Below are 25,079 nucleotides of genomic sequence, written 5' to 3'. Positions count from 1 at the left end.
ACGCGCGTGCGCGCCGGGCGCGCGCGCGCCGGCACAGCCGGTGCTTCCCGTGAAGACAGGCGCGCTGCGGCGGCGCCGCGGCGGGCGGTGGCCACGGCACGCAGGGCCGGGCGGCGGGGGGGGCGATGAAAATCAAGAATCTGCGGCTGGAAACAGGCTATCTCGTGGAACCCATTGCGCTCCAGAAGGGGCTCGCGATTCACCAGATCCAGATCGCGACGATCGGCAGTGAGGGGTCGTCTCGGGTCCGGCTCTCGCTCGAAGCCAACGTTTGCACGATCGACAGCTTCGGCGAGGCGAAGGCGTGCGCGCGGGGGGCGCCGATCCACCTGGAGGCGGACGTGGAGCTCCTCGAGGAGTGCGATGAGAAGCAGCTGCTCGCCCTCAAGTTCGACGGCGGCAGCGGGCCGGCGCTCCGGCTGGCGCTCCTGCCCCTCTGCGGCGCCGTCCAGCAGGCGATCGTGGCGCGGCTCCTCGTCTTCGGGGAGAGCGGGGAGCTCAAGGCCATCGTGCCGATGCAGGGATCGTCGGCGGGCTGCGTGGTGGCCTGAGCGAGCGCGCCGCCCTGCGGCGCTGCCAGCGCCTGGAGCCCGGAAAGGGCGTCGCTCAGGAGCCGCGCGGGCCGCCGCCGGGCCCGAAAGGACCGGCCGGCCCGCCGGAGACGCCGTCGGGACCAGCGCCATGGGGGCCGGGGGCGCCCTGCGGCGCGCCGTAGGCACCGGCGGGAGCGCCGTAGGCACCGGCGGGAGCGCCGTAGGCACCGGCGGGAGCGCCGTAGGCGCCGGGCGGGGCCCCAGGAGGCGCGCCGTAAGCGCCGGGCTGAGCTCCAGGGAAGGCGCCGTAGGCGCCCGCGGGAGCGCCGTAGGCGCCCGCCGGACCGGGTGGAGCCCCAGGCGGCGCGCCGTAGGCCGCGGGGGCAGCGCCGTAGGCGCCGGGCGGGGTCCCGGGCATCGCGCCGTGCGCGCCGTAAGCGCCGGGCGGGGCTCCAGCAGGCGCGCCGTAAGCGCCGGGCGGGGCTCCAGGAGGCGCGCCATAAGCGCCGGGCGGGGCTCCAGGAGGCGCGCCATAAGCGCCGGGCGGGGCTCCAGGAGGCGCGCCGTAAGCGCCGGGGGCAGCGCCGTAGGCGCCCGCGGGAGCGCCGTAGGCGCCGGGCTGAGCCCCTGGGGGCGCCCCATGAACCCCCACCGGCGGATAGCCCCCGAGCGCGGCTGCGGCGGCCGGCCCCTGCCCGGGCGGGTACGCTGCCTCCATGGCGACGCGGCGGGGATTGGCCGGGTCATAGCGCACCGTGACGATGCACCCCGGCTGGATACGAGGGGCCGCGAGCACCGACACGAGGGCGACCGTCTCCACCTGATAGGGCGGCATGCCCGGCGGCATCACCTCGAGGAGCAGCTTGAGGCTGTAGGAGTCCTGGGCGCCCATCGACACCTTCATGCCGGTCTCCTGGTACCGCAGCACGCGCGCCGCGCACGACACGCCGATTCGCAGCAGCTCCTGCTGCTCCCGCTGCTGGGCCCGGAGCGGACCGAGGACCTTCTTCCAGACCCCGAAGAGGACCGCCGCGGTGATCCCGAGCGGCAGGACGACGCTGAGCGCGATGATCAGCAGGGTGGACGTCATCGGGTCAGCGTACCAGGCCGGCGCCCCGGCGCACCAGGGCGTCGGCGCCCGTCATCGCCGATCGCGCCGCGCGCGGCGAGGCGCCCCGCGGAGCTCAGGGGCAGCGGCGATACATGAGGGCATAGTCGATCCGGACCTGCACGTCGGTGGTGTCGTTCGTGAGGACCCCGGAGCGCGACGGCGCCAGGCGGTTCGTGACGTAAAGGCTCGTCTTGATGTTGAGCGGCCGCACCGTGCCGCACTCGGACCAGACCGTGGTCGCGAACGCGTCCGTGCGCGAGAAGTCGTTCGTGAACGGCCCGATCATGCTCCATGTGAGCGGCCCCGAGGTGAGCGGCGAGCCCGAGAAATAATACGATGTCTCGTGGAGCCCCTGGACGCCCGGCTCCAGGTCGGCAAAGCCGCGGTACGTGGCGTCGAAGATGGCCACCTGCCATCCCGGATCGAACCGAAGATCCACGGCCAGCTGGCAGAAAGCGCGGTTCGCGGCGCGCGCCGCGCCCGGGCCGGCGTGCGCCTCGAACTGGTCGAAGATGACCGTCAACGCCTTTTGATCCGGCGAGATCACCCCCGCGGCGGAGCCGCTGGGACATCCGCTGCCGGCATAGGTGAACGCCTCGATCCGCGCGCTCTGCGCCAGCGCCGGAAAGGCGAAGAGAAACGCCAAGCAAAAGCCGAACGCCCATCGCAGCAACATGCTTGCCCCCCTTTTCATCTTCAGACGACATCGCGTCGCCGTCCGTCGGCGCCCGCGCGCGGGTCAGCGCTGTCGCAGGCCAGCCGACATGTCATGACGAGCATGCGATAGCGGCGCGCCCCGCGCAACCTGTGCGGGGCGCCCTCGCGCGGCGCCGGCGCCGCGGATTGACCGGAATCCATCGAGCGTCGTGAGATCCGCGGGACGCACGGACACTCGACTGGATCCCGGAGCGCAGGCGATATGCGGAGAGGCGACTCAGGGCGAGGCGGCGACGCGGAACACCGGGACGAGGTTCACGCGCTCGTCCCAGGACGGGTGGCGCTGGTAGAAGAAATCGAGCCGGGCCTTCGCGTCCTTCGCGAACGCGGGATCGCGCAGGCGCGCCTCGAACTCGGCGCGCAGCGCCGGATCCGCGGCCAGCATGCGGCGAGCCTCCTCCTCGGCGACGTAGGCTTCCATGTACTCTTTGCGCTCGAAGGCGGCGTTGAAGAAGCCCCAGGCCACGAGCGAGTCGGGCGCGAGCGGCTCGAGGAGATGCATGACGAGGGGCGCCCGCGGCTGCGCGATGGGTACGAAGAGCGAGCCGGCCGGCAGATCCTGTCGCTCCGGCCGGAAGGCGCCCTTCAGCTTGACGGGCGTCCGGCCCTCGAAGGACGGCTCGTAGGCCACCGCGTCGGCCCGGAACGCCTCGACGGCGACGCCGGGGCGCGCCTCGGGCAGGCGCTCGTAACGCACGCCGTGCAGGCGCAGCTTGTCGGCCACCCAGGCCGCGTGCGCCGCCGGGACGACGTAGCCGGCGGCGGGCGCGGTGACGATCAGATCCGGCTCGAGCCGGTCGAACAGCGGCACGCGCCAGATCTCCGGGCGGGACTCGTCGTAGCGGGTCCACGTGCCGCCCGAGATCTCCGAGGCGCGCTTCTCGTAGGCGTACCCGCGGAACGGGAAGATGCGCGGGACCGGCCCCGCGCGGTGCGTGAGGGCGAAGGGGGCGCCGGCGAGGTGCGCGGCGGCGGCGTCCGCGCGATCGGCCGCCGCGCGGAGGGCGCCCGCGCCGGCGGCGGCGCGCTCGAAGAGCGCCGCGAGCAGGTCGTGGACCGCCCGCACGCGCGCGGCGTGGGTGGCCCAGCTGTGCGTCTCGACGAGCACGCCGACGCGGTTGCGGGCAGCGCCGTAGCTCTGCGAGTAGCGCGGCGGCCCCGGCTTGGCCGAGATCCCCGACGCGGGGTCGTCGTCCTCACGGAACGACGGATAGAACGGGAGCGGCAGGTGACCGAGCGCCGAGAGGCGCGCCTGGAGCGCCTCGGAGAGCTCGCGCGCCGCGGCGTCGAGGCCGCCGGGGTGCGGCGCCGACGGCTCGACGATGACCGCGACGTCGTGCTGGAACTTCGCGCCGTCGGTCGCGTGCAGGTCGACCTGGACCACGGGATCCCAGGCGTCGAGGAGCGCCAGCATCGCCCGCATCTCGGGCGCCTCGGCCTTCATGTAATCGCGGTTCAGGTTGAGGTTCTGGCCGGTGGTGCGGAAGCCCATCTCCTCGGGGCCGCGCTGGTTGGGCCGCTGGTTTCGGCGGAAGCGCTCGTGGCCGTCGACGTTGAACACGGGCACGAAGAGCGCCGTGGTCGCGGCGAGGGCGCCGGGCGCCATGGCGCCGTCGAGCAGCTCGCGGAGCGCCCAGAAGCCGCCGTCCTTGCCGTCGATCTCGCCGGCGTGGATGCCGCCCTGGAACAGGATCACCGGGCGCCGCTTCGCCCGCGCCGCGGCGGGGTCGAGCGCGCCGTCGTCGGAGGCGGCGATCGCGAGCATGGGCCTGCCCTCGGGCGTGGTGCCGAAGCGGATGCAGCGCGCGCGGCCCGGATAGGCCTGCTCGAAGGCGGGGCACAGCCGCTCGACCTCGGCGTAACGGCCGGTGCGCTGGAAGCCGGTCCGCTCGGCCTCCGTGACGAGCGACGGCGTCGGCGCTGCCTGCGCGGCCTGCGCCGCCCCTGCGGTCTGCGCAGGCCCGCCGATGACGGGCGAGCCGGGTGCCGGCGCCTGGCAGGACGCGAGCAGCGCGATCGGCGCGATTCCCACGGGAAAAATGCGGCGACGGCGCGCGGCGCGGGGGCGAGACATCGCGGGAGTCGACCAAATTCCGCGCAGAACGGCAAGGCGCGATCCGGGACTCATCCCCGGGATGGCCGGGATGTTCGTGACCGGCGCCGCGCGCGCCATGACGGGCATGGTCGCGGCACGGGCTTCGGTGTCAAGGTGGGCTGCGGTGGCGCGTGCGGATCGGCGTGTCGCGCCGGGGGTACGTGGAACGTCCGTGGCGGCACGGCGGCCAGGCTTCAGCGCGCGCGATGCCTCCGTCATTGCGTTCGGATGGGCAGCGAGTCCTTGGGAGCGGTCCTCGGGAGTCGCTCGCCACGGAAGCGGGCGGCGACGTCTATCCGGTGGGCGGTGCGAGGGCTGCGGGGAGTTTCCCCCTGACCGTGTCCGGTGCCATGAAAGGCTGCCGGCAGCCTTCCTCGGACCGTGTCCGGTGCTGCGAGGGCTGCCGGCAGCCTTCCTCGGACCGTGTCCGGTGCCACGAAGGCTGCGGGGAGCCTCCCCCCTGACCGTGTCCGGTGCCACGAAGGCTGCGGGGAGCCTCCCCCCTGACCGTGTCCGGTGCCACGAAGGCTGCGGGGAGCCTCCCCCCTGACCGTGTCCGGTGCCACGAAGGCTGCGGGGAGCCTCCCCCGGACCGTGTCCGGTGCCACGAAGGCTGCCGGCAGCCTTCCTCGGACCGTGTCCGGTGCCACGAAGGCTGCCGGCAGCCTTCCTCGGACCGTGTCCGGTGCTGCGAGGGCTGCGGGGAGCCTCCCCCGGACCGTGTCCGGTGCCACGAAGGCTGCCAGGCTGCCTGGTTTCTCCTAAGCTCCGCCAGAGATGAGCGCGCTCCCTTCCCGCCGTGCGCTGTCCCTCGGCGCGGCCCTGATCGGCGGTGCGGCGCTCCTCACGCCGCTCGGCATCGCCTCGCTCCGCCGCGCTTCGGAGGAGCGGGTCGATGCCCCGGCAGCGGCGGCGCCCGGGCCCCTCGCCGCATCAACGGCGCTCGCGGATGGCGGGGACGGCCCTCTGGGCGGCGACGCCGGCGCGCCTGCGGACGGCGCGGGCGGCCTCCCGGACGGCGGCGCGGACGCGGGCGTCGCGCCGTTCGAGAAGCCCGTGTGGTCCGAGGCGTCGCGCGCGGCCACGTACGGCGGGCTCCCGAGCGACGCCTGCGACCGGGAGATGAAGCGCCGCCGGATCCCGCACGCCGTGGCGGCGCGCGGCGCCCCGCTGGTCGACCGGCCGGTCCGGCTCACCGGCCCGCTGCACGGGGTCGCGTTCCGCGGCGACGGCGTGGCGAAATCCCGGTCGATCTCTCCCTTCGACATCGCGGATTGCCGGCTGGTCCTCGCGCTCGACGATCTCGCCGCCTTCCTCGCGGCGCGCGGGATCGCCGAGGTGGTGCACTTCAGCATGCACCGGCCCGCTCCAGCGGGCGCGGCCGCGCCGAAGCCGAAGAAGGCGCAGAAGGCGCCCGCGAAGCCGCCGGCAGGCAAGAAGACCCCGAAGGCCGCCGGCAAGGCGGCGAAGCCGGGCGACCGCGCCGCGAAGAAGCCGGCGGCGGCGCCCGGGCGCCCCAGTCAGCACGCCCTCGGGCTCGCCATCGACGTGGCCGCCTTCGTGAAGTCCGACGGCGCGCGGCTCGACGTGAAGACCGACTGGCACGGCGCCATCGGCGCGCCGCCATGCGGCCCCGGGTCGGAGCCGAAAGAGCCGAGCCCCCACGCCCTCGAGCTTCGGGAGATCATCTGCGCCGTCCACACGAGCGGGCTGTTCAACGTGGTGCTCACGCCCAACGCGAACGAGGCGCACGCAGACCACTTCCATTTCGATATCAAGCGAGATGCGCGCTACTTTCTGCTGGAGTGAGCGCGCGTCACGGCGCGGTGTCGCTCCGCGCGCTGGACACATCGAGCGCCCGCTGAAAGCAAAGGGCCCGCGCATGCCGCTGACCAGCGGGCCGCATTGCGTTGTCGAGAGATGCTTTCCACGGACAAATGCTCCTTGTTGTTGCGGTTCTTGCTGGTTGACGCCGTGCGGCTGGCGCAACTACCGTGCACGCGGAATGAGCGGCCAGGGGACAACCACCGGAGGAGCGTCCGTGGTGGCGTTCGCGCTGTGCGCGTGGAGCGCGAGCACGTCGACCGCGTGCACGTACTCCGATGCCTGCTGGGAGGTGTTCGTGTGCGCCCCCGATCCGGAGCCGCCGCCCGGACCGTGCGAGGGAGAGCCCTGGACGGCGCCGGCGCTCGACGAATGCGGGGTGTTCGTCAGCAGCGAGCACGGCGACGACGACAACCCCGGCACGAAGGACGCGCCGGTGAAGACGCTACAGCGCGCGGTCGGGCTGGCCGCGAGCGGGCGAGGCGGCGGCGCGTCGCCGACCCGGCGCGTGTACGCTTGCGGCGGGGCGTTCGAGGAGGCGATCACGCTGCCCTCGGGCGTCGACCTCTGGGGCGGCCGTCTCTGCGACGGCGGCGACTGGTCGCCCGGCGGGCCCGATCAGCGGACGACCATCGCACCGCCCGCAGGGGTCCCGCTGCGCGTCCTCCAGGGGGAGGACGCGACGTCGACGATCTCCGGCGTGCGCGCCGTGGCGGCGGAGGGATCGGCGATCGACGGCAAGTCGTCGATCGCGGTGATCCTGAGCTACGGCGGCAAGGCGAGGCTGGTGTCGAGCGTGGTCGTCGCGGGCAACGGCAAGGACGGGGAGCCCGGCGAGGACGCGCCGAGCGTCCGCGCACAGGGCGGGCCGCTGGGGAACAACGGCGCGGACGCCTGCACGGCGGACGCCGCAACGGGCGCGCTCCCGGTCGTGACCGCGTGCGGCGAGGGCATCGAGTCGACGGGCGGGTACGGGGGCGACGGCGGGATCGAGCGGGGCGGCGACGGCGCTTCGGGACAGCCCGAACCCGCACCGAACCCCGAGGGCAAGGGCCTCGGAGGAGCCGGCGCCGGCAGCACGGCGTGCAGCGACGGGAACGATGGCGCGCCCGGCGCGGACCGTGGCCGCGCCGGCGGCGCGGCCGGCATTGGCTACCTCACCGCCGACGGGTGGATCGGTGTCCGCGGTGACGACGGGGAGCGGGGCGGCATCGGCCAGGCCGGGGGCGGCGGGGGCGGAAGCAAGTCGCGCGACGGCGTGAGTCTCCCCGTGTGCCCGGCCTCCCGACCTCAGACCGGGGCGGCCGGCGGCTCGGGGGGCGGCGGCGGCTGCGGTGGCCTGGGCGGCAAGGGCGGCGGCTACGGCGGCGCGAGCATCGGCATCGTGGCGCTGGAGGGCACGGAGCTCACGGTCGAGGCCACCGAGGTGCTCACGGGCCGCGGCGGGAACGGGGGGACCGGCGGAACGGGCCAACCGGGCGGCTTCGGCAACCAGGGCGGGTACGGTGGCAGGGGCTTTGTAACCGGGATGTGGAACGCCTGCCATGGCGGCTACGGCGGCAACGGCGGCCGCGGGGGCGACGCCGGCGGCGGGCTCGGCGGCCCGTCCATCGGCATCGCCTACGTGGCCCCCAACCTGGCCCTCCGGCCCGGCGCCCTGATCACGGTCGGAGCGGCTGGCGAAGGCGGTCTCGCGGGGAACGCCGGCGCGAACGATGTGGCTGGCAAAGGCGGTTCGGGTCCTTCGGCGCAGACCCAGGCGTTCAGCGGGCCGAACGAGCTGCCCCGTTAGCCTTGGAGAGCGTGCGTCCCAGGGGACGCTTCCGGTGAGGCATGCCCATGCGCGCGAAGTCCGTGTTCCTTCCGTTCGTCGTCCTACCGCTCGCGATGGCCGGTTGCGGGAACCCGCCGGAGGCGAACGAGCCGGGCGGCGCACCGCCGTGCGACGCTCGGTCCTTCTGTCCGGGCGAGGCCGTCCCGGAGTCGGCGTGCCTCGAGGAACTCGCCGCGGATCGCGCCATCGATGGCTGCGGGGTGTTCGTCAACAGCGAAATCCTCGGCGGCAACGACGCGAACCCCGGCACGAAGGACCGGCCGGTTCGCTCGATCCAGCGGGGAATCGAGCTCGCTCGCACCGGGCGCGGTCGCGTGTTCGTGACCACCGATACCTTCGTGGGGGCGATCAGGCTTCCTTCCGGCGTGGACATCCATGGCGGCTTCGACTTCCTCGAATGGAGGCGCCGGAGCAGCGACGACAGCGGCCGCATCAATTCCGAGGTGGATTCGCGGATCGCGGTGATCGTCGAGCCGGCACGCCCCGGTGACACGGGGGCCGCGGACGGGGTCTCGACGCTCGATCGCGTGTGGGTCCTGAGCGGCGCCCCCATCGGGGTGCTCGTTCAGTCCAACACCGAGGTGGAGATCGTCCGCAGCGAGATCAGGACGCTCTACTACGGCACTGCGGGCCACGACGGGGAGGCGTGGCCGAGCCGAGCAGCGGCCGGCCCCGATGGCCTGCTCGGTGCGGACGCGTGCTCCGCCGCCACGATCCCCGGGGGCGCGGCGGTGATGAACCCGTGTGAGGACGGAACGTCGAGCACCGGCGGCAAAGGCGGTGATGGGCTGCCCGCGGGGGCCGAGGACGGGGACACCGGTGAACCCGTGCCGGCGGCCGACCCGACCTCAGGCCTCGGCGGCGACGCGGAGCGCCAGGACAGCGCTTGCGAGAACGGCCGGTCCGGGCTCTCCGGGTCTCCGGGAACGATGGGGGCGGCCGGCCAGGGCATCGGGCGCCTTACCGAGACGGGATGGGAGGGCGACAAGGGGATTGACGGCGGCAGGGGCACGCCGGGCCAGGGCGGAGGCGGAGGCGGCGGTCGGCGCGGCGGGCTCGCCGTGTGCACGGCGGCGGACAAGGGAGGAGCCGGCGGCGGCTCTGGAGGCGCTGGCGGCTGCGGCGGCCGAGGTGGTCGAGGCGGCGAGAACGGTCGGCCGTCGATCGGCATCGTCGCGCTGCACGCCAGGGTGACGGTCCGGGACAGCGTCATCAAGGCGCCCGCCGGTGGGAAGGGAGGCGACGGAGGGCCGCCCCAGCAAGGCGGCAAACCCGGACGAGGCGCGTACGGCGGCGACGGCTACGACGGCGCGCGGGCGTGCAGCGGTGGCCGCGGCGGCTACGGCGGCGACGGCGGCTACGGCGGCCCCGGGCGCGGCGGCGACGTGATCGGGATCGCCTACCTCGACGAGGACCAGCTCACGCTGGAGGGGGTCACGTACGAGCTCGGCCCGCCGGGCAGGGGCGGCACCAGCTGGAGCCACGACGGCACCATGACCACGGGAGAGGATGGCGTCGTCGTGGAGACGCTGCGCTTCCCGGAGTAGGCAGCCAGGCCACGACCGCACGCGGCCGGAGGCTCATCGCGACCGAAGAGAGGATCTGCACCGAGCTCGATGAGCTACGGATTCGCCGACTCATCAACCCTTTCGCCGAGTCTGCGCTTCATCCAAGCTGGAGCACTTCGACGTACTCTAATCGTCCCGTCTGCCTCGCGCACAAAGTTGGGCGCAAGGACGATTGTGGATTTGGTTGGCCGGAATGCGGCAGGGTCGGAGCGTGGTCCGGCATCTGGCCCGGCATACCATCCGATCTCTCCGTTGGCGAGCTTTCGTCCGATGATGAGTCCGTCACCATCATTCGACCAATCGTCGGGTTCATAGATGCCGATCGTTCCATCCGCCTCTTGAACGATCACAGCCTCGGATAGGGCGTCCAAACGATCGTGATGGCTCCTGATCTCTCCGGCGATGGTCTCTTCGACGATGGAAGGCGGAAGATCGGGCTCGGGCTTCTCGGGAACGCCGGACGGCGCGGTCTTTGGATCCATCGTATCAATGGCCATGCAGGCATCTAGTTGTGCTCTCATGGAGGCAAGGGCGCTTCGTTCGGCGTCGCACTCGTCGTCGGCAGGCGTCGTGCCCGGAAACGTGGGTAACGCGCTAGCATCCGCTGCGACGCCTGGCACGTCGCGTGGTACGGCGCGTCCGATGAAGACGCCAATGATGCCAGCTCCGGCAATGATTACGAGCCCAAAGACGCGAGATATTGTCATGACGCATTCTCACCGCTGCGGCTTCGACGGTCGTTCGATCTTTCCACCGAACATGAACTGTACGCCATGACTGGCAGGCTTTCCGTTGATTGTGATCGTCCCATCTGGCTCACGCTTCCAGGCGGGCAGCGTATCGACCGGAGGGTCCCAGGGGCGGAATGCGTCGGGATCCGTGCGTGGTCCGGCATCTGGCCCAGCATACCATCCGAGCCGTCCGCTGGGCAACTTTCGCGCAACAATGTATCCGTCGCCGTCAATCGGCCATTCGTTAGGTTTATAGACACCGGTTGTTCCATCGTAGTGCTGGACGATCACGGCCTCCGAATAGCTATCCAAAAGCTTGCGATTTCGCCGGATCTCTTCGACGCTTGGCGCGCGCCGGTCGAGGGGCTCGGGTTCCGCAAGATCGGGTTCATACGCCTTGGTAGCGCTAGACGGATCGGCCTCGGGAACCAGCATGCGAAGAGTTATGCAGATATCCAGTTGCGCCTTGGTCGAGGCGAGGTCGGCCCGTTCCTCTTTGCAGCCACGGCCGGCAGGCGCCACAGTCAAATGCGGGGACGATGCGCTCGGAACCGCTTGTATGCTTGGTGCGTCGCGAGGAGCGGCGCGTCCAATGAAGGCGCCAGCGATACCGGCGATAAGTGCGAACACAAGGCAGCTACGAATTGTCATCGCGCCTCTCGCTAATATGCGCAACCTGGGGGCGCAGGCTGGCAAACCGCATGATCCTGATTCGGCCACTCCTGGGGGATGATGCCAACGTCACATGGAGTCACCCAGTGCTTCGAATCTGGTGCAGGGCACACCTGTATCCCCTGGGCCTCTAAATCCTCTGCGCCATTTATTGCCTCTTCCATGAACAGGATCGTCAGCTCGTCGGCATCGGGGCCCTCGCACATGGGCGTGAATGCGATCTGATCCACCGCGATGCAAAATGCGACGCACTTGGCCGGCGGGTCCGTATAGCAGAATGGCTTGACCGAGTCTTGGTTGAGCTGCGCGTCCTGACTGGGTTGCGAGCCGGAAGGAGTGCATTTGGGCGACTTTGCTCCAATCGAACAAAGGGCAAACATCAGCATGATACGCCAAGGATTATGCGAAACGAACCGTTTCATGTGAATCTCCTTTGGATTAAGCTCACGCCCGCCCCTCACCGTAGGTTCGCTGACGAGCCGCAACACTTGCCCCCCCCGCCGGGCGCGTGGAAGAAAACATTTGCTCTTGCAACAGCACGACCCCGCCGCCGTATGTCCTCCCCGATGCCGCGAGACTCTTCTCAGTCGAGCACGGCGTCAACGGGTAACCAGGGGTACCAATCCTGTCAGTGCGCCATTGGGGGGGGCCGGCCACGGCATCGGTCGCATCACCGAGGCAGGATGGCAAGGCGACAAGGCGGCCGACGGCGGCAGGGGCATGCCGGGTGCTCGGGCACGAAAGGACCTTCGGGAGGCGCTCGGTCACAAGCTCCGGCCAGCTCCTGCGCCGCAAGCGGTCCGGTCGACGTCCCAGGATGACGTACGCCGGGGCTGCACAACCCACACCGAATGCGAAGCCGTCTTCGCGGGAGCCCGCGGCCGCCCGCGACGAAGCAGAGGACCGGCATACAATCTGGACAGACGCGGCGCTTCGTGCGAATTCTTGATGGAGAACATGTCGATCCGGTGTCGCAGCCATGTTCGCAGCTTTTCAGCAGGCGAGGTCCACTGGGAAGAGTGGAGCCCTCCTGGAAATGACGGCAAGCACACGCGCACCGTGGTCCTGGTGCACGGCCTGTCCGATAGCTGTAGGACCTGGAACCGGCTCGCGCCCGCGCTCGCGGCCGGCGGGCGCCGGGTCGTCGCGCTCGACCTGCCCGGCCACGGACACTCGGCCCGCCCGGACGCTCCCTACACGGTCGCCTGGTACGCGGGCGTGGTCGCGGAATGGATCCGCGCCCTCGGGCTCAGCGATTTCGATCTGATCGGGCACTCGTTCGGCGGCAGCGTTTCGATGTGCGTGGCGATCGAGCGGCCGGGGCGCGTGCACCGCCTCGGGCTGGTCGCCGCGGGCGGCATCGGGAGCGAGGTCGCGCTGCCGCTGCGCTTCGCCGCGGTGACCGGGCTGCTGGAGCTCGCCGCGCCGGTGCTCATGGGCGTCGGCACCCACGCGGGGATGCTGGTGCTCGGCGGCAACTTCAACGCGGAAGAGCGCCGGCACCTCGCCCGCGTGAACGCGCGGCCCGGCACGGCCCGCGCGCTGTCGCGCACGCTCCGCCACGCGATCGATCTGCGCGGCCAGCGCGAGCACCTCATGGACATCGCGCACCGGATCCCGGAGATACCGCCCGTCGCCGTCTACTGGGGCGAGCGCGATCCCGTGATCCCGGTGCGCCACGCGTCGGACATCGACCGCTACCTCGAGGGGGTGGCGGTGCGCCGCTTCGCCAAGGCGGGGCACTACCCGCACCGGGAAGCGGTGGCCGATCTCGCCCCCGATCTCCTGCGCTTCCTCGACGAGCCTCGGCCTGCGCCGCGCCTGCGCGCCGGGGCGCGCGCGCCCCGCGCTGCCGCCGCGGCGGTCGCGGCGCAGGTCGGCCCGCGGCCGCAGCGGTGGGCGGACGCCCCGGTCCGGCAATGGGCGATGCGCTCGCTTTCACCGCTGCTCCGGCAAGCACCGCAGCAGGACGCCGGCAACTCCGTATCTCCCGCCGACCTCGGGAGCCGGCCGCCGCCCGTCCCCTGCTGACGGCGCGCGGCCCTGCCGGCGCCGCGCCGCCCCTTCCCTGTTGACGCCCAGCCCCCCGGTGCGGTTCTCTCGGGCGCCGGTGCAACTCGAATGTGAGACCTGCGGCGCCTCGCTGCGCGTCGAAGCGGACCAGCGGACCGCGGTGTGCCCCTTCTGCGCGTCGCCGTCGGTGGTGGAGCGGCCGCCCTCGAACGACCGGCCGTCGCCGCACTTCGTGCTCGGGTTCTCCATGGCCAGGGAGAGCGCGCAGGGCGCCGTCACGGCGTGGCTCGGGAAGCGGAGCCTCTTCGTGCAGTCGAGCGTCAAGAAGGGCACGATCGACGCGATCCGCGGCGTGTACACGCCCGCTTACCTGTACTCGGCGATGGCGCAGACGCGCTACGCGGCGCAGATCGGCGAGAACTACCAGGAGACCGAGACGTACACGACGACCGACGACAAGGGGAACACCGTCACCCGCACGCGCGTCGTCACCAGGACCGAGCACCGGCACCTCGAAGGCCAGCACGCCACCTACGTCATGGATGTGCTCGTCGTGGCGTCCCGCGGCGTCCAGAACGCCGAGCTCGAGGCGATCGAGCCGTTCGACCTCCGCACGATGCGGCGCTACACGCCCGCGGTGCTGAGCGGCTGGGTCGCCGAGGAGCCGACCATGACGCAGGCGGAGTGCTACGCCCTCGCGCGGCGGGAGGCGCTCGAGAAGGTCGGCCGCGACCTGCCGGGCTTCATGCCCGGGGACAGCCACCACGGCCTCACCCACGAGACGCGCCTCGACCAGGAGACGCTCGAGCTCATCTATGTGCCCCTCTGGGTGCTCGCGATCCGGCACGACCCGCGCGAGCCGCCCTTCCGGGTCCTCATCAACGGCCAGACCGGCGCCATCCACGGCAAGGCGCCCCTCTCCTGGGTGAAGATCGCCCTCGCCGTGCTGCTCGCGATCCTGCTCCTCGCGGCGCCGTTCGTCCTGGCCGCGGCCCGCGACCGCGACCGCGACCCGACCGAGCGGCGCGGCGTCGCGCGGCCTCCGGCCCCCGCCGCCGCGCCTGCGCCGGCCGAGCGCGCCCGTCCCGGTGGCAGCAGGCCCACCCCGACCGGAGGGGCGCGATGAGCATGAGCGTGGGCGTCTCGCCGGCCGCCGCGCGGTGCTGCGCGCGCTGCCAGGGCCCGCTGGAGCCGGGCGACCTGCGCTGCGCCGTCTGCGGCCTCGCCGCGCCGCAGGACCGCGGCCCGGCCCCGCCGCCGCTGCAGGTGCTGCGGTGCACCGAGTGCGGCGCCGCGGTGGCGTACTCGGCCGAGGCGCAGGCGCCGAAGTGCCGCTTCTGCGGCGCGGTCACGCGGCTGGAGCAGCCGGTCGATCCGGTCGATCAGGCCGACTGGCTGCTCCCGTTCGGGGTGCCTCCCGCGCAGGCCGACCAGGCGCTGCGGCGGTGGATGTCGACGCTCGGCTTCTTCCGGCCGTCGGACCTGTCGCAGGCGGCGACCGTGGAGGGGCTGCGCCCGATCTGGTGGGCGGGCTGGCTCGTCAACGCGGACGCGGTGGTGAGCTGGACGGCGGACTCGAACGCGGGCGCCCGGCGGAGCGCCTGGGCCCCGCACGCCGGACAGACGCAGCTGCCGTTCCGCAGCCTGCTCGTGTCCGCGTCGCGCGGGCTCTCGCTCGACGAGGCCCGGGAGCTCGCGCCGCACTTCCGGCTCGACCACGCGGTGCCGGTCGCGCAGCGGGCCCAGCAGCAGCTCGGCCCCGAGGACGCGGTGCTGGAGCAGTTCGACGCCCAGCGCTCGGCGGCGCGGAAGATTGTCAGCGAGCGGATCGCCGCGGCCGCGAAGGAGGCGCTGCAGCAGGGCGTGATCCCCGGGTCCACCTTCCGGAACGTGCACGTGGCGGTGCTCCTGCGCGCGCTCGAGACGCGCCGGGTGGCGCTGCCCTCGTACGTGCTCGCCTATCGCTACAAGGGGCGCAGCTACCGCGCCGTCGTGCACGGCCAGGACGCGAGCCGCGTCACGGGCACGGCGCCGATCGCGTGGGGCAAGGTGGCGCTCGTGGTCGTCGGCGCGCTCGCGCTGATCGTGATCGTCGTCGCGGCGCTCGCGCTCACCCGCGCTGGGTAGCTCGCCAGCGCCGCGCGACAGCCCTCCTTGCGCTGCGCAGGGCGGAGGCGCGCTCGCGAGGGCCGCCGAAGGCTGTGGCGGAATGCCTCTAGCGCACGCTGAGTGCGGCACAACAGGGCCGCTCATCGCGCGATCTCGCGTGCGAGCCGGCCATGGTCCAGATCTCGCAACCACCGGCGGGACTCAACGGAGGACACCATGGAAACTGGATCACGCGAGAAGCTGCTGGAGATCCTCAAGAAGTTCCGGAATGCCATGCTCGTCACGCAGGCCAGCCACGGTGCGCTGCGGGCGCGTCCGATGGCGCTGATGAAGGTCGACGACGGCACCGGGGACATCTGGTTCATGACGAGCATCGACTCGGGCAAGATCGACGAGATCGAGTCGAATCCGGAGGTGAACGTGACGCTCCAGGAGGAGCGCCGCTTCCTGTCGCTCTCGGGTCGCGCGTCGATCGTGAGGAGCCGGGCGAAGATCGAGGAGCTGTGGTCGGAAGAGGCCAAGGTCTACTTCCCGAAGGGCAAGGACGACCCCCACCTCGCGCTCATCCACGTGACCCCGCGCGAGGGCGAGTACTGGGACAACCAGGGCGCGGCCGGGCTCAGATTCCTGGTCGAGGCGGTCAAGGCCTACGTCACCGGGACGACCCCGAAGACCGACGCCAGCCAGCACGCCGCGGTGCCGCTGAACGGCGGGCCGACGAGCGACGGCCGGGTGGCCGCGCGGTAAGCGATCTCCACCGGGGCGCGGAGCGCTGCGCCGGCTCGCTCTGGCGCAGCGCTACGACGCGCCGATGCGGCCGACGTGGCGCGGCGCCGCATGCGACATCGCGCCCCACTGCCCTGCCCTTTGCGGCGCTCCTGAGCCTGTTCCCCTCCCCCAGCATCGAATCGGCGCGCGTGGCGGATCGCTCCGCCGCGTGCAGGCTGGCCCCACCTCCACGATCCCGCGCGAGAAACGAACGCCGCGCCGCGCGCGGCGAGCTCGCGAATCCAGCGGACGCGACGATCCCGCGCGCGCCCGCGCGCCGGAGAACCAGCGGGACGGAGCGTGGCGCATTCCTTGCTTTTCTTGGAATTAACCCCGTGATCACTTTCTGGGATGGACGTGACGCGGGATCCCGGCAGCAACGAGGTCAGGCATGGGGATCTTCACGATATCTCGTCGAGCTCAGATGATCATGGTCGCGGCGGCGGCGGTCGTTGTCATCGTGGGGTTGCGCTACGCCGAGCCGTTCCTCGTACCGGTGCTGTTCGGGATCGCGCTCGCGGCCATCTCCTCGCCGATCGCGAGCTGGGTGACGCGGCGGGGGCTCCCCCCGGCCGTCGGGGCGCTGGCCGCGCTCGTGGTCGACCTCGCGATCCTGGCCTTCGTGGGGGCGGTGGTCACCATCGCCGGGGTGGAGCTGGAGGAGAAGGTGCCGGCCTACCTGGCGCGCGCCTCCGAGATCACCGTGGCGATCGCCGCGACGCTCACGGAGCGCGGGCTGCCGGTGAACCCGGAGTTCCTGTCGAAGACGCTGCACACGGCGTCCCTGGTGCCGCTGCTCGGCGGGGCCGCGGTGACGGTCGCCAGCGCGGCGTCGAACCTGGGCATGGTGCTCCTCGTGGTCTTCTTCGCGCTCTGCGAGTTCGCGGGCGCCGGCGCGAAGCTCCGGGCGGTCATCGCGGACCCCGGCCGCGGGCTCGAGCACGTCGACCGCATCGTGCGCGAGGTGAAGAAGTACCTGCTCGTGAAGACGCTGACGAGCCTGCTCGTCGCCGTGCTCGCCTACGTGATGCTGGTCCTCTTGGACGTGGATCTGGCGCTCCTCCTGGCGTCGAGCCTGTTCGTCCTGCACTTCATCCCGAACATCGGCGCGGCGGTGGCGACGATCCCGGCCGTGCTCGCCGCGCTGGCGAGCCAGGGGCCCGGGACCGCGGCGGTCGTGGCGATCGGGTACCTGCTCATCAACCTGCTGGTGGGGAACGTCCTGGAGCCGCGGGTCCTCGGGCGGACGCTGGGGTTGTCCCCGCTCGCGGTCCTCCTCGGGATGCTCTTCTGGGGCTGGCTCTGGGGGCCGTCGGGGGCGCTGCTGTCGGTGCCGATCATGATGGTGGCGAAGATCACGCTGGAGAACGTGGAGGGGCTCTCGTGGATCGCGCGCGTCATGGAGCCGGCGCCCGAGGAGCCCGAGGCGGCTCCGGCCAGCGAGGACACGTCGGGCTCGCTGCGGGAGGAGGCGCCGAGCTCGCTGCTGCGGCCGAGCGTCGCGGGGGCGCGGAGATCCGTGTAGCGCCGCGGGACGACGTTCGTCTAGCGGCCCCCTCCGGCAGCGGCTCCCTCCGGCTGGACGAGGGGGAGCGTGAAGAAGAACGTGGCGCCAGCGCCGTGCTGACTCTCCGCCCAGATCCTCCCGCCGAGGGCCTCCACGAAGCCCTTCGCGATGGTGAGCCCCAGCCCGGTCCCCAGCCGCGCGGTCTCCGCCACCTGCCAGAAACGATTGAAGATGTGAGGGAGCTCGTCGGGGCGGATCCCCGCCCCTGTGTCCGCCACGGCGAAGAGGGCCTCCTCGCCGCGCGGCTCCGCTCGGACGGTGATGACCCCGCCCTCCCCCGTGAACTTGATGGCGTTGCCGATCAGGTTCGCGAAGACCTGGAGGACCCTCTCGCGATCACAGAGCACCTCGAAGCCGCCCCCGCCGCAAACCTCGCTCTTTAGCACCAGGTGCTTCTGCGTCGCCAGCGCCTGCTCCATCTCGATCGCGTCGCGGACGAGCGCGCCCGCCGCGTGCCTCCGCTTCTCCATCGATAGCCGACCGGCCTCGATGGCGGCGACGTCGAGCAGATCGCCGATGAGCCGGAGCATCCGCTGCGCAGCGAGGAGAATGATCTCGGCCCTCTTCCGATCTTGCGCTCCCTGCGCGCTGGTCGGCAATGTCTTCATGAGGAGAGCCGCGGCCGTCAAGATGGAGCTCAACGGGTTCCTGAGGTCGTGAGAGACGATGGCGAGGAAATCGTCCCGCGTGCGAATGCCGTGCTGCGCCTGCCGGTACAGGCGCGCATTCTCCACGGCCATGGCGGCCCGGTGCGCCACCTCCTCGGCCACTGCCAGATCGGCAGCGGAGTAGCGGCGGCTCGACTCCGCCGCCACGAACGTGAGCGCGCCGAGGATCCGCCCGCGAGCCATGAGCGGCACCACCATCACCGCGCCCGAGCCTCTCGCGCGGAGGGATCCTCGATGGCTCGGGTCGTGGGCGGTGGCCTCCACGGCCGGCTCGGAGATCTCAGGGATGAGGAGCGGCGCGCCGGTCCGCAGCACCCTCGCCTGCGGGGTCTCCCAGCCCGGCCTTGGGGTGTAATCCCCCATGCGCTCCGTCAGCCATGGCTTCACGGGATCCGCGGAAGTCGGCTCGAGGCGCTCGACTCGGCCGTTCTCATCGACCAGGTCGACGAAGTAGAGGTCGGCGAGGGCGTGCAGCGACAGCCGCGCCACCGCGGCGATCGTCTGTGCGTAGTCGAGCGAGGAGGCGAGGACCGCGCTGACCTCCGCGAACATTCGCTGCACCTGCTCGGCGCGTTTCACCTCCATGATATCCCGGAAGACGAGCACCGCCCCCGAGACCTGCCCTCCTCGCTTCAGGGGAGCGAACGTGCAGCTGACGTGGAAGGCCGCTCGGTCCCGGCATGAAAACGCGTCCTCGTCGCTCCGGACCGGCTCGCCCGTGCGGATCGCCCGCAGCGCGGGGTGCTCTTCGTCGGGTATGAACGTCCCATCCGGGCGTTGAATCCGGACAACCTGCTGGACGGGCCGCCCCACGACCTCCTCGGGGGTCCAGCCGAGCAAGCGCTCGGCGGCGGGGTTGAAGAAGGTGATCCGCCCTTCGCGATCGATCGCGAGCACGCCCTCGCCGATGCTGCTGGTCACCGCGCGCGTGAACTCCAGCTGCTCACGGACCTTCGCCTCCGCCTCCTTCGCGGGGGTGACGTCCATCGAGACGCCTTGAAACCGGGACGCGCCGGCGCCGTCCTTCACCAGGTGCACGCCGGTGTGGAGCCAGAGCACGCGGCCGTCCGCCGTTCGACAGCGATGGTCGCAGCGCTGGTCCCCCTCGAGGGCCAGCGTCCTTCGAAACGTCTGCTCGAGCGCGCCGCGACCGTCCGGGGTGGCGCAGCGGCTCCAAAAGTCGGGCTCCGCGAGCCACCGCGCGCGCGGATAGCCGAGGAGCTCCTCGGCCCGCGCGCTCACATAGAGGACCTGGAATGTACGCGCGTCGGCCTCCCACACGAACGCTCGAGCGAGGTTGTCCACCAGCGCCTCGTAGCGCTGCCGCAGCGCCTCGGCGAGGGCCCGCTGCTCGTCGGATTCGACCTGCCTTCGCTGGGCCGCTTCTTGCGCCGCCTCCGCGGCCGCCTGCTTGGCGTCGATGACCACCTGGCGATCGAGCGCGACCGCGAGCTGGTTGGCCACCGCGTTCATGAACACGAGGTCCGGCTCCTCCAGAGGGGCGGCGCCCTCGATCTGGAGAGCGCCGAAGATCGGCCGGCGCTCGACGACGAGGGGGAGGATGAGGAAGCTCCCGCGCTCCTCCGCCTCGGCCCGAGGGGCCCTGGCAGGCTGTCCGGAAGGCGCGCTCGGCGCGGCCGGCGCGCCGTGCCTCTCGACGTCCCGTGCGGCCCCCGATCCGGTGAGATAAGCGTACGAGGTCGTGGCATGGGACGTCGCTGCCTGGAGCCGATCGGCGCCGACGCCTTCGGCGGCCCAGACGAGGGTCTTCACCCCGGGGCGGCCCTGGACCTCCAGGAGGACGAGCGCGGTGCGGAGGGGGAGCGCCCGCGCGAGGGTCGCGAGGACCGACGGGACGGTCCGCTCGGCGCCCTCGAAGCGCGTGAGCTGCTTGCTGATCTCGTAGAGATACTGGACGCCAGGGTACGCGCGCTCGAGACCTCCGGCGACCTGACCCTCGCCGTCGCGCAGCGCAGGCGCCTGCTCCCCGTGCGCGCCGTTGCGCCTCGACTCCTCCTGCGGTGCTCCCGGTGTCTCCTTCGTCCGGTGACCAGCGCTCATCCCCACCCCCCTATCTCTTCGTTCGCCTCCGGCCCGCGAGGTTCTCCGTCGCCAGGGGGGCACCCTCGCCAGCGCGCTGCCCGATCCGGGCGCCGCCCTTCCCGATGGTGAAGTAGTAGGCACCAAAATCGTGCTCGCTGCCGCGCGTCTTCACGACCAGGAGGGTTGGCCTGATCTCTCCTGGCAGGGGCGTGTACCGGAGCACGACGAGGTTGTCGGCCACCGGAGAGAAATGGCGGTCGGTGACGGTCTCACTGGAGTACATCACGCTCGATTCGAGCGTGAGCAGGCTGGTCACGCCGAGCGCCTTGAACCGCACGATCAGCGCGTAGAGGAGCTGCCGCAGCTCGTCCTCCCCGATGCCCTCGTCCGCGAGGTGGCTCACGCTGTCGAGGACGACGCGACGCGTCTTTTGCGTGCGGATCTTGTCGGTCAAGAGCGAGAGGAGCTGACTCGGGCGGATGCGCTCCCGCGAGATATAGATGACCTCGGCGCGCCCTTCCTGGATCGCCTCGGGGAGCGGCAGCCCCAGGGCCTCCGCGGCCCTGATGATCTGCGCGGGCCCCTCCTCGAGCGCGACGTAGAGCCCCGGCTCTCCGCGGCGGCAGCCTTCGAGGAGGAACTGCATCGACAGGGTGCTCTTCCCGATGCCCGCGCTCCCGGAGAGGAGGGTGACGCTGCGCTCGAGCAGCCCTCCGCCGAGCAGCTCGTCGAGCCCGGGCACCCCGGAGGGCAGGCGCCGCGCCGTCTCCAAGGGAGGCGGCGGCTCGGCGAACGCCGCCTCCGCGTTGTAACGGGGATAGACCATCACCCCGCCCGGGCCGATGACGATGCTGTGCCGGCCCCTGAGGTGGGCGGTGTTCCTGAGCTTGTAGATCTCGATGTAGCGCTGGCGCTCGAGCCCTTCCTCCGTCGAGGAGAGGAGGATGACCCCGTCGACCATGGTCTCCTCGACGCCGAAGCGGCTGATCTGGTGGGTGCCGTAGGGGATGTCGGTGGCGAGGAAGCCGACCGCCTGCGCGTTGTGGATGACGCTGGCGAGCTGGAAGATCTTCTCTCGGTCCACCTGAGGGTCCTTGACCTTGTGCAGAAAGACCGAGACCGAATCGACGACCACGCGCCGCGCCTTCATGCCGAGGATCCGCTCGCTCATCATGAGCAGGTGCGCCTCCACCAGGATGTTGGGCTGCGGGATGAAGACGATCTCGACCATCCCGCGCTCGATCTCGGCGTCGAGGTCCCAGCCGAGGCCACGGGCGGTGGCGCGCAACCGCGGCTCGGTCTCCTCGAAGGAGAAGAAGATCCCCTTCTCGCCGGCCTTCGCGCCCCGGTAGATGAACTCGAGCGAGAGCACCGTCTTGCCGGTCCCCGCCACGCCGGCGACGAGGAGGCTGGCGCCCCGCGGGATCCCGTCTCCGAGGAGGTCGTCGAGCCTCGAGATGCCGGTCCTGAGGCGCGGCTCCTCGCCCTCGATGACCGCCCGGTGGAGGGTGACGCGGGGCGCGAACACGTCGATGCCGGCCCGCGTGATGGCGAACGAGTGCTCCTCGCGGCTGTGATCGGTGCCGCGCATCTTGACGATCTGGATGAAGCGCCGCTGCTCGCCGGCCTCCTGGCGCTGGCCGATCATGACCAGCCCGTCGATGATCGAGAACAGGGGGTTGGTCTCGATGTCGCCCTGCCCGAACTCCCCGAGGAATAAGGTGGTGGTCTCCCACGCCATGAGGCTGATCGCGAGCTCGTAGCCGAACTTCCGGAGCTCTTCCTTCGACTTGGCGAGGTCGTCGAAGACCTTGAAGCTGTCGATGACGACCAGGGCGGGCTTGACCTTCTTGATGTGCTCCATGATGAGCTTGAAGGCGCCCTCGAGGCCCTTCGTCCGGAGGATGGCGCCGAGATCCACGAACTGGATTCCCCCGTCGATCTTCCTGGCGTCGAAGAAGTCGAACTGATTCAGGTAGCGCAGCGTCTTCGCCGTCGGCTCCGAGAGCGTGTTGAAGTAGAGGACCCGGGTCTTGGCCGAGGCGTTGTGGAAGCAGATCTGCTGGGTGAGGATCGTCTTGCCCGCGCCTGGCGCTCCGGCGATGACGACGATCGAGCCCTTTGGCAGCCCACCCTGGAACAGCACATCCAGGTTTCGCACCCCCGTCTCGATGCGCGCGATGGCCGTCTTCTTCGTCATGACTCCGCTTCCTCGCCGTCCTCGCCCTCGGAGATCCCGGGCGCGCTCTCCGACCCTCTCTCGACCCCGCCCGCCTCCTCCTGCGCGACCTTGGAGAGCTCCGCGTGGAGCGCCGGTGTGAGGATCTCCGCCGTCAGGTTTCCGAGGACCGTGAGGAACTCCACCAGGATGAACCGGAGCCCCTCCGCGAGCTCATCGCGAGGCAGGCCCCCGGCGAGCACCTGGAGCTCCACGCAATAGAGCCCAGCCGAATTCACCTCGAGCGACGAGAGGACCGGGTAACGCTCGGAGGCGTAATAGAGCACGCGATCCACGATGGCGCCGAGCGTGACCTCTCCAAGGGTGACGTGGGCGCGCCGCCACAGGGCGCTGAACGCTCGTTCGAAGAGATGGGCGAAGCGGTCGGGCGGCAAGCCCTGAGCCACCCGATCCATCCAGGCGTCCACGCAGGCGCTGTGAGCGTTCGCATCACGCATGAGCGTTACGCCCTTGCCACGATCGCTGGGCGTCGGAGAGCGACGCGTCGAATCATCGGCGCGCCTCGCGGTGATGGCCGACGTCGCCGTCTCGCCCGGGGCGTTCGTGGAAGGCTCCCCGCCCTGGATGAGCGCCGGGCTCCACTCGGGAGCTCCGCGCGCGGGCGTCCGTACGCGGCGGCGTCCACCGCCGGGCCGCCGTGCGCGGGCGGCCGCCACGCTCCCCGTCACGCTGGCGCCGCATCGCGCCCTCGATCAGGTCGTCCCGCGCGGGCAACGTCGCCGTGACGCTCGCGCTTCCGTCTGGACCGCCGCCGCGCTCGCGCCCGGGACACTCGCCCGATCGGCCGGTGGTTCGAGCCATCCTTGCCCATCTGCTCCGCGCGATCGCGGGCTCGAGTCCGCGCACGATCGTGGGGCGACTCCCCGCCGAGCACGTAGAGCGCGCCGTCCGCGGTGCGCTGCACTGCACGCAAGGAGATGTTCGCCGCCCTCCGTGCAGCGCGGAGATCGTCGGCCAGCTCTCGCATGCGATCGCTGTCCTGCGCTCTTCCGGCAGAGGCGCGGAGCGCGATGATGGCTTCGAGCGCCTCGAGGACATGGCGGACGGCGCGGCGCGCGGAGGTCGCCGCGTCGGCCGCCTCGCGGAGGATCGCTCGCGCATCCTCTGGATTCGTCGCGACGTCTGGCATCTCGGTGTTCTCGTGCAACGTGCGATCAAGATCGCCCGCGCGGTCCATCGCGGTGCCGCTGCGAGCAGGCGTCGCGGACCGCGCCATTGCGCTCCCCACGCCCGCTCGCGGCTTGACGTTGCGCGGTCCGAGAACCCTGGACTCAGGGTAGCACGGCGGCGGCCTCACGTCCCTCGTTATATCGCCTCGCGCGGCGGGCCCATCGTCCCGATATTCTCGGACACGGGAGGCGTTCGCGCTCTGCATGGATCTCCCTTTTCCGCGCTCATCCGCGCGGAGGGGCGCTCCCGCGACGAGCGATCTCTACATCGCGTCGATTCGCCGGCACAGTGCTTATGTTTCCGAGATCCTGGATCCTGCGAGCGCCGCCGGCGTCGAGGCGCTCCTGTATTGCATGAACGGAAAGCCGGCGTGCATGCGGCGCACGGGTGCACAAGCGCGCGTTATCACGCGTGCGAGCCCAGAATTCAAGCGTGAAAGAGCGAAAGGCTGACGGATCCCGTCATCGAGCCGGAGAGGGCCCTGCAGGCCGAGGAGCATGCGTCGGGGAAATCCGCACGGAGGCTGGTGTCGTGCGCGGCGACGTTGGACAACGGGCGTCAGGGCTCCGTGCGCCTGGGCGGTCCAAGGGGCCGGTCGAAGCACCAGCGCTCCACGAGACCCTCCGCGAGCCATCAGGGCTGCGGAGCTGTCGCGATCCCGAAGACGCGCTCGTGACGGGCGCTCTCATGGCAGCCCATGCACGACGCGACGCGGCCGGCCGAGGTCACCTCGCCCTCGGGCGTGACCGTGCCATAGACCCAGCCGGCGTCGGTGCCGGGCGTCTCCGGCGCGACCTTGAGCATCACGTAGGCGCCGGCGAAGCGCGACGCGCGGTAGACGCGATCGCCGTCGCGCACGTAAGGATCGAAATGGTCCGGCGTGCCGGAAGCGCCATCCGGTGCCGACGGCTGATGTGACGGGAACTCGGGAACCTCCTTCTCGTCGACGAGCTCGGGGTGGTAGCTCTCCTTGACGAGGGCCTGCCCGACCGGCTGGGACATGGGCGCTTCGCCCTGCACCAGCGGATAGCGATCGCGGTGCTTGGCGAAGGTCGAGTAGAGCTTGCGGGCGTGACCGCCGTCCTCGGCGGCGCTCATGCGGGCACGGCCGGGGAGCGGCAGGCGACAGAGCCAAGGCGCCCAGCGGAGCTCGTCGTCGACGCGGCCCCAGGCCTTGTAGTCGCGAAAGGCCGAGGCGATGAGCGGGGTGAAGCGGGCGTCGACCTCGGCGGCGGCGGCTGGCGGCGCCGCCGAGGGCGCAGCGGCCGGAGAGGAAGGCGAACTGCCGGATGGAGGGCTCTTCGCGCTCTCAGCGTCCGGAGAGATGGCCTCGTCGATGGGGTGGCTGCACGCAGGCACGAGCACGAGAAGGAACCAGGCGACGCGCATGAGGCCGATTGTACGATCCGGTTGACGG

At 71.4% G+C, this 25,079-nt stretch carries 19 protein-coding genes; 9 read left to right on the top strand and 10 right to left on the bottom strand.

Annotation, left to right across the window (positions count from 1 at the left end; all coding sequences use genetic code 11):
- Positions 1-125 precede the first annotated feature (125 nt).
- On the top strand, positions 126-551 hold the full coding sequence (locus tag NQZ70_RS21995) for a hypothetical protein (protein WP_165374096.1): 426 nt from the start codon (positions 126-128) through the stop codon (positions 549-551).
- Between the two features lie 55 nt (positions 552-606).
- Here NQZ70_RS21995 and NQZ70_RS21990 read toward each other — a convergent pair whose 3' ends face one another.
- From NQZ70_RS21990 to NQZ70_RS21980, 3 genes are all read right to left on the bottom strand, one after another.
- Complete coding sequence (locus NQZ70_RS21990; protein WP_165374095.1) at positions 607-1,623, bottom strand: hypothetical protein; 1,017 nt, start codon at positions 1,621-1,623, stop codon at positions 607-609.
- Between the two features lie 94 nt (positions 1,624-1,717).
- Positions 1,718-2,320 (bottom strand): DUF4360 domain-containing protein, encoded by a 603-nt coding sequence (locus NQZ70_RS21985; protein WP_129575950.1) that lies wholly within the window; start codon positions 2,318-2,320, stop codon positions 1,718-1,720.
- A gap of 258 nt (positions 2,321-2,578) precedes the next feature.
- Positions 2,579-4,435, bottom strand: coding sequence for a M14 family zinc carboxypeptidase (locus tag NQZ70_RS21980; RefSeq protein WP_237245508.1), 1,857 nt, complete (start codon positions 4,433-4,435; stop codon positions 2,579-2,581).
- 798 nt (positions 4,436-5,233) lie between these two features.
- Between NQZ70_RS21980 and NQZ70_RS21975 the strand changes: the two genes are divergently transcribed.
- The 3 genes from NQZ70_RS21975 to NQZ70_RS21965 all read left to right on the top strand — a co-directional run bounded on the left by NQZ70_RS21975 (position 5,234) and on the right by NQZ70_RS21965 (position 9,661).
- Positions 5,234-6,265, top strand: a complete 1,032-nt coding sequence (locus NQZ70_RS21975; protein ID WP_129575949.1) for an extensin family protein — start codon at positions 5,234-5,236, stop codon at positions 6,263-6,265.
- Between the two features lie 196 nt (positions 6,266-6,461).
- Positions 6,462-8,072, top strand: coding sequence for a hypothetical protein (locus tag NQZ70_RS21970; RefSeq protein ID WP_129575948.1), 1,611 nt, complete (start codon positions 6,462-6,464; stop codon positions 8,070-8,072).
- Between the two features lie 47 nt (positions 8,073-8,119).
- Positions 8,120-9,661, top strand: coding sequence for a hypothetical protein (locus tag NQZ70_RS21965; RefSeq protein WP_129575947.1), 1,542 nt, complete (start codon positions 8,120-8,122; stop codon positions 9,659-9,661).
- Between the two features lie 74 nt (positions 9,662-9,735).
- On the opposite strand, the gene NQZ70_RS21960 is transcribed toward NQZ70_RS21965, so the two are convergent.
- From NQZ70_RS21960 to NQZ70_RS21950, 3 genes are all read right to left on the bottom strand, one after another.
- The gene (locus NQZ70_RS21960) at positions 9,736-10,179 is read right to left on the bottom strand and encodes a hypothetical protein (protein ID WP_129575946.1); all 444 of its coding nucleotides are present in this window, start codon (positions 10,177-10,179) and stop codon (positions 9,736-9,738) included.
- Between the two features lie 219 nt (positions 10,180-10,398).
- Entirely contained in the window at positions 10,399-11,043 is a 645-nt protein-coding gene (locus NQZ70_RS21955) for a hypothetical protein (protein WP_207217914.1), read from the bottom strand.
- Between the two features lie 32 nt (positions 11,044-11,075).
- Positions 11,076-11,507 carry a hypothetical protein gene (locus tag NQZ70_RS21950; RefSeq protein ID WP_129575944.1) on the bottom strand — a complete coding sequence of 144 codons (432 nt, stop codon included), beginning with the start codon at positions 11,505-11,507 and terminating at the stop codon, positions 11,076-11,078.
- Positions 11,508-12,042: 535 nt separating this feature from the next.
- On the opposite strand from NQZ70_RS21950, the gene NQZ70_RS21945 reads away from it, so the two are divergent.
- The 5 genes from NQZ70_RS21945 (at position 12,043) to NQZ70_RS21925 (ending at position 17,500) form a co-directional block, all read left to right on the top strand.
- Positions 12,043-13,116, top strand: coding sequence for an alpha/beta fold hydrolase (locus NQZ70_RS21945; RefSeq protein WP_237245507.1), 1,074 nt, complete (start codon positions 12,043-12,045; stop codon positions 13,114-13,116).
- 40 nt (positions 13,117-13,156) lie between these two features.
- A complete protein-coding gene (locus NQZ70_RS21940; protein ID WP_129575943.1) occupies positions 13,157-14,224 on the top strand; it encodes a hypothetical protein in 1,068 nt (355 codons plus the stop codon).
- Positions 14,221-15,225 (top strand): zinc ribbon domain-containing protein, encoded by a 1,005-nt coding sequence (locus NQZ70_RS21935; RefSeq protein WP_129575942.1) that lies wholly within the window; start codon positions 14,221-14,223, stop codon positions 15,223-15,225. Before NQZ70_RS21940 ends, NQZ70_RS21935 begins: the two co-directional genes overlap by 4 nt.
- Positions 15,226-15,423: 198 nt before the next feature.
- Entirely contained in the window at positions 15,424-15,954 is a 531-nt protein-coding gene (locus NQZ70_RS21930; protein WP_129575941.1) for a pyridoxamine 5'-phosphate oxidase family protein, read from the top strand.
- Between the two features lie 412 nt (positions 15,955-16,366).
- A complete protein-coding gene (locus tag NQZ70_RS21925) occupies positions 16,367-17,500 on the top strand; it encodes an AI-2E family transporter (RefSeq protein WP_237245506.1) in 1,134 nt (377 codons plus the stop codon).
- A gap of 20 nt (positions 17,501-17,520) precedes the next feature.
- Here the strand turns inward: NQZ70_RS21925 and NQZ70_RS21920 are convergent, their stop codons facing one another.
- The 4 genes from NQZ70_RS21920 to NQZ70_RS21905 form a co-directional block, all read right to left on the bottom strand.
- Positions 17,521-20,271 (bottom strand): ATP-binding protein, encoded by a 2,751-nt coding sequence (locus NQZ70_RS21920; protein ID WP_129575940.1) that lies wholly within the window; start codon positions 20,269-20,271, stop codon positions 17,521-17,523.
- Positions 20,272-20,281: 10 nt separating this feature from the next.
- Positions 20,282-22,453 (bottom strand): ATPase domain-containing protein, encoded by a 2,172-nt coding sequence (locus tag NQZ70_RS21915; protein WP_129575939.1) that lies wholly within the window; start codon positions 22,451-22,453, stop codon positions 20,282-20,284.
- On the bottom strand, positions 22,450-22,887 hold the full coding sequence (locus NQZ70_RS21910) for a hypothetical protein (RefSeq protein WP_129575938.1): 438 nt from the start codon (positions 22,885-22,887) through the stop codon (positions 22,450-22,452). Before NQZ70_RS21910 ends, NQZ70_RS21915 begins: the two co-directional genes overlap by 4 nt.
- Positions 22,888-24,295: 1,408 nt before the next feature.
- Positions 24,296-25,051, bottom strand: a complete 756-nt coding sequence (locus tag NQZ70_RS21905; RefSeq protein ID WP_129575937.1) for a hypothetical protein — start codon at positions 25,049-25,051, stop codon at positions 24,296-24,298.
- Positions 25,052-25,079: the final 28 nt, after the last annotated feature.

Source organism: Sorangium sp. So ce836 (assembly GCF_028553905.1).
GTDB lineage: Bacteria > Myxococcota_A > Polyangia > Polyangiales > Polyangiaceae > Sorangium > Sorangium cellulosum_D.
The sequence above is the reverse complement of the archived record's forward strand: the minus strand, read 5'-3'. Positions and strand labels throughout refer to the sequence as shown.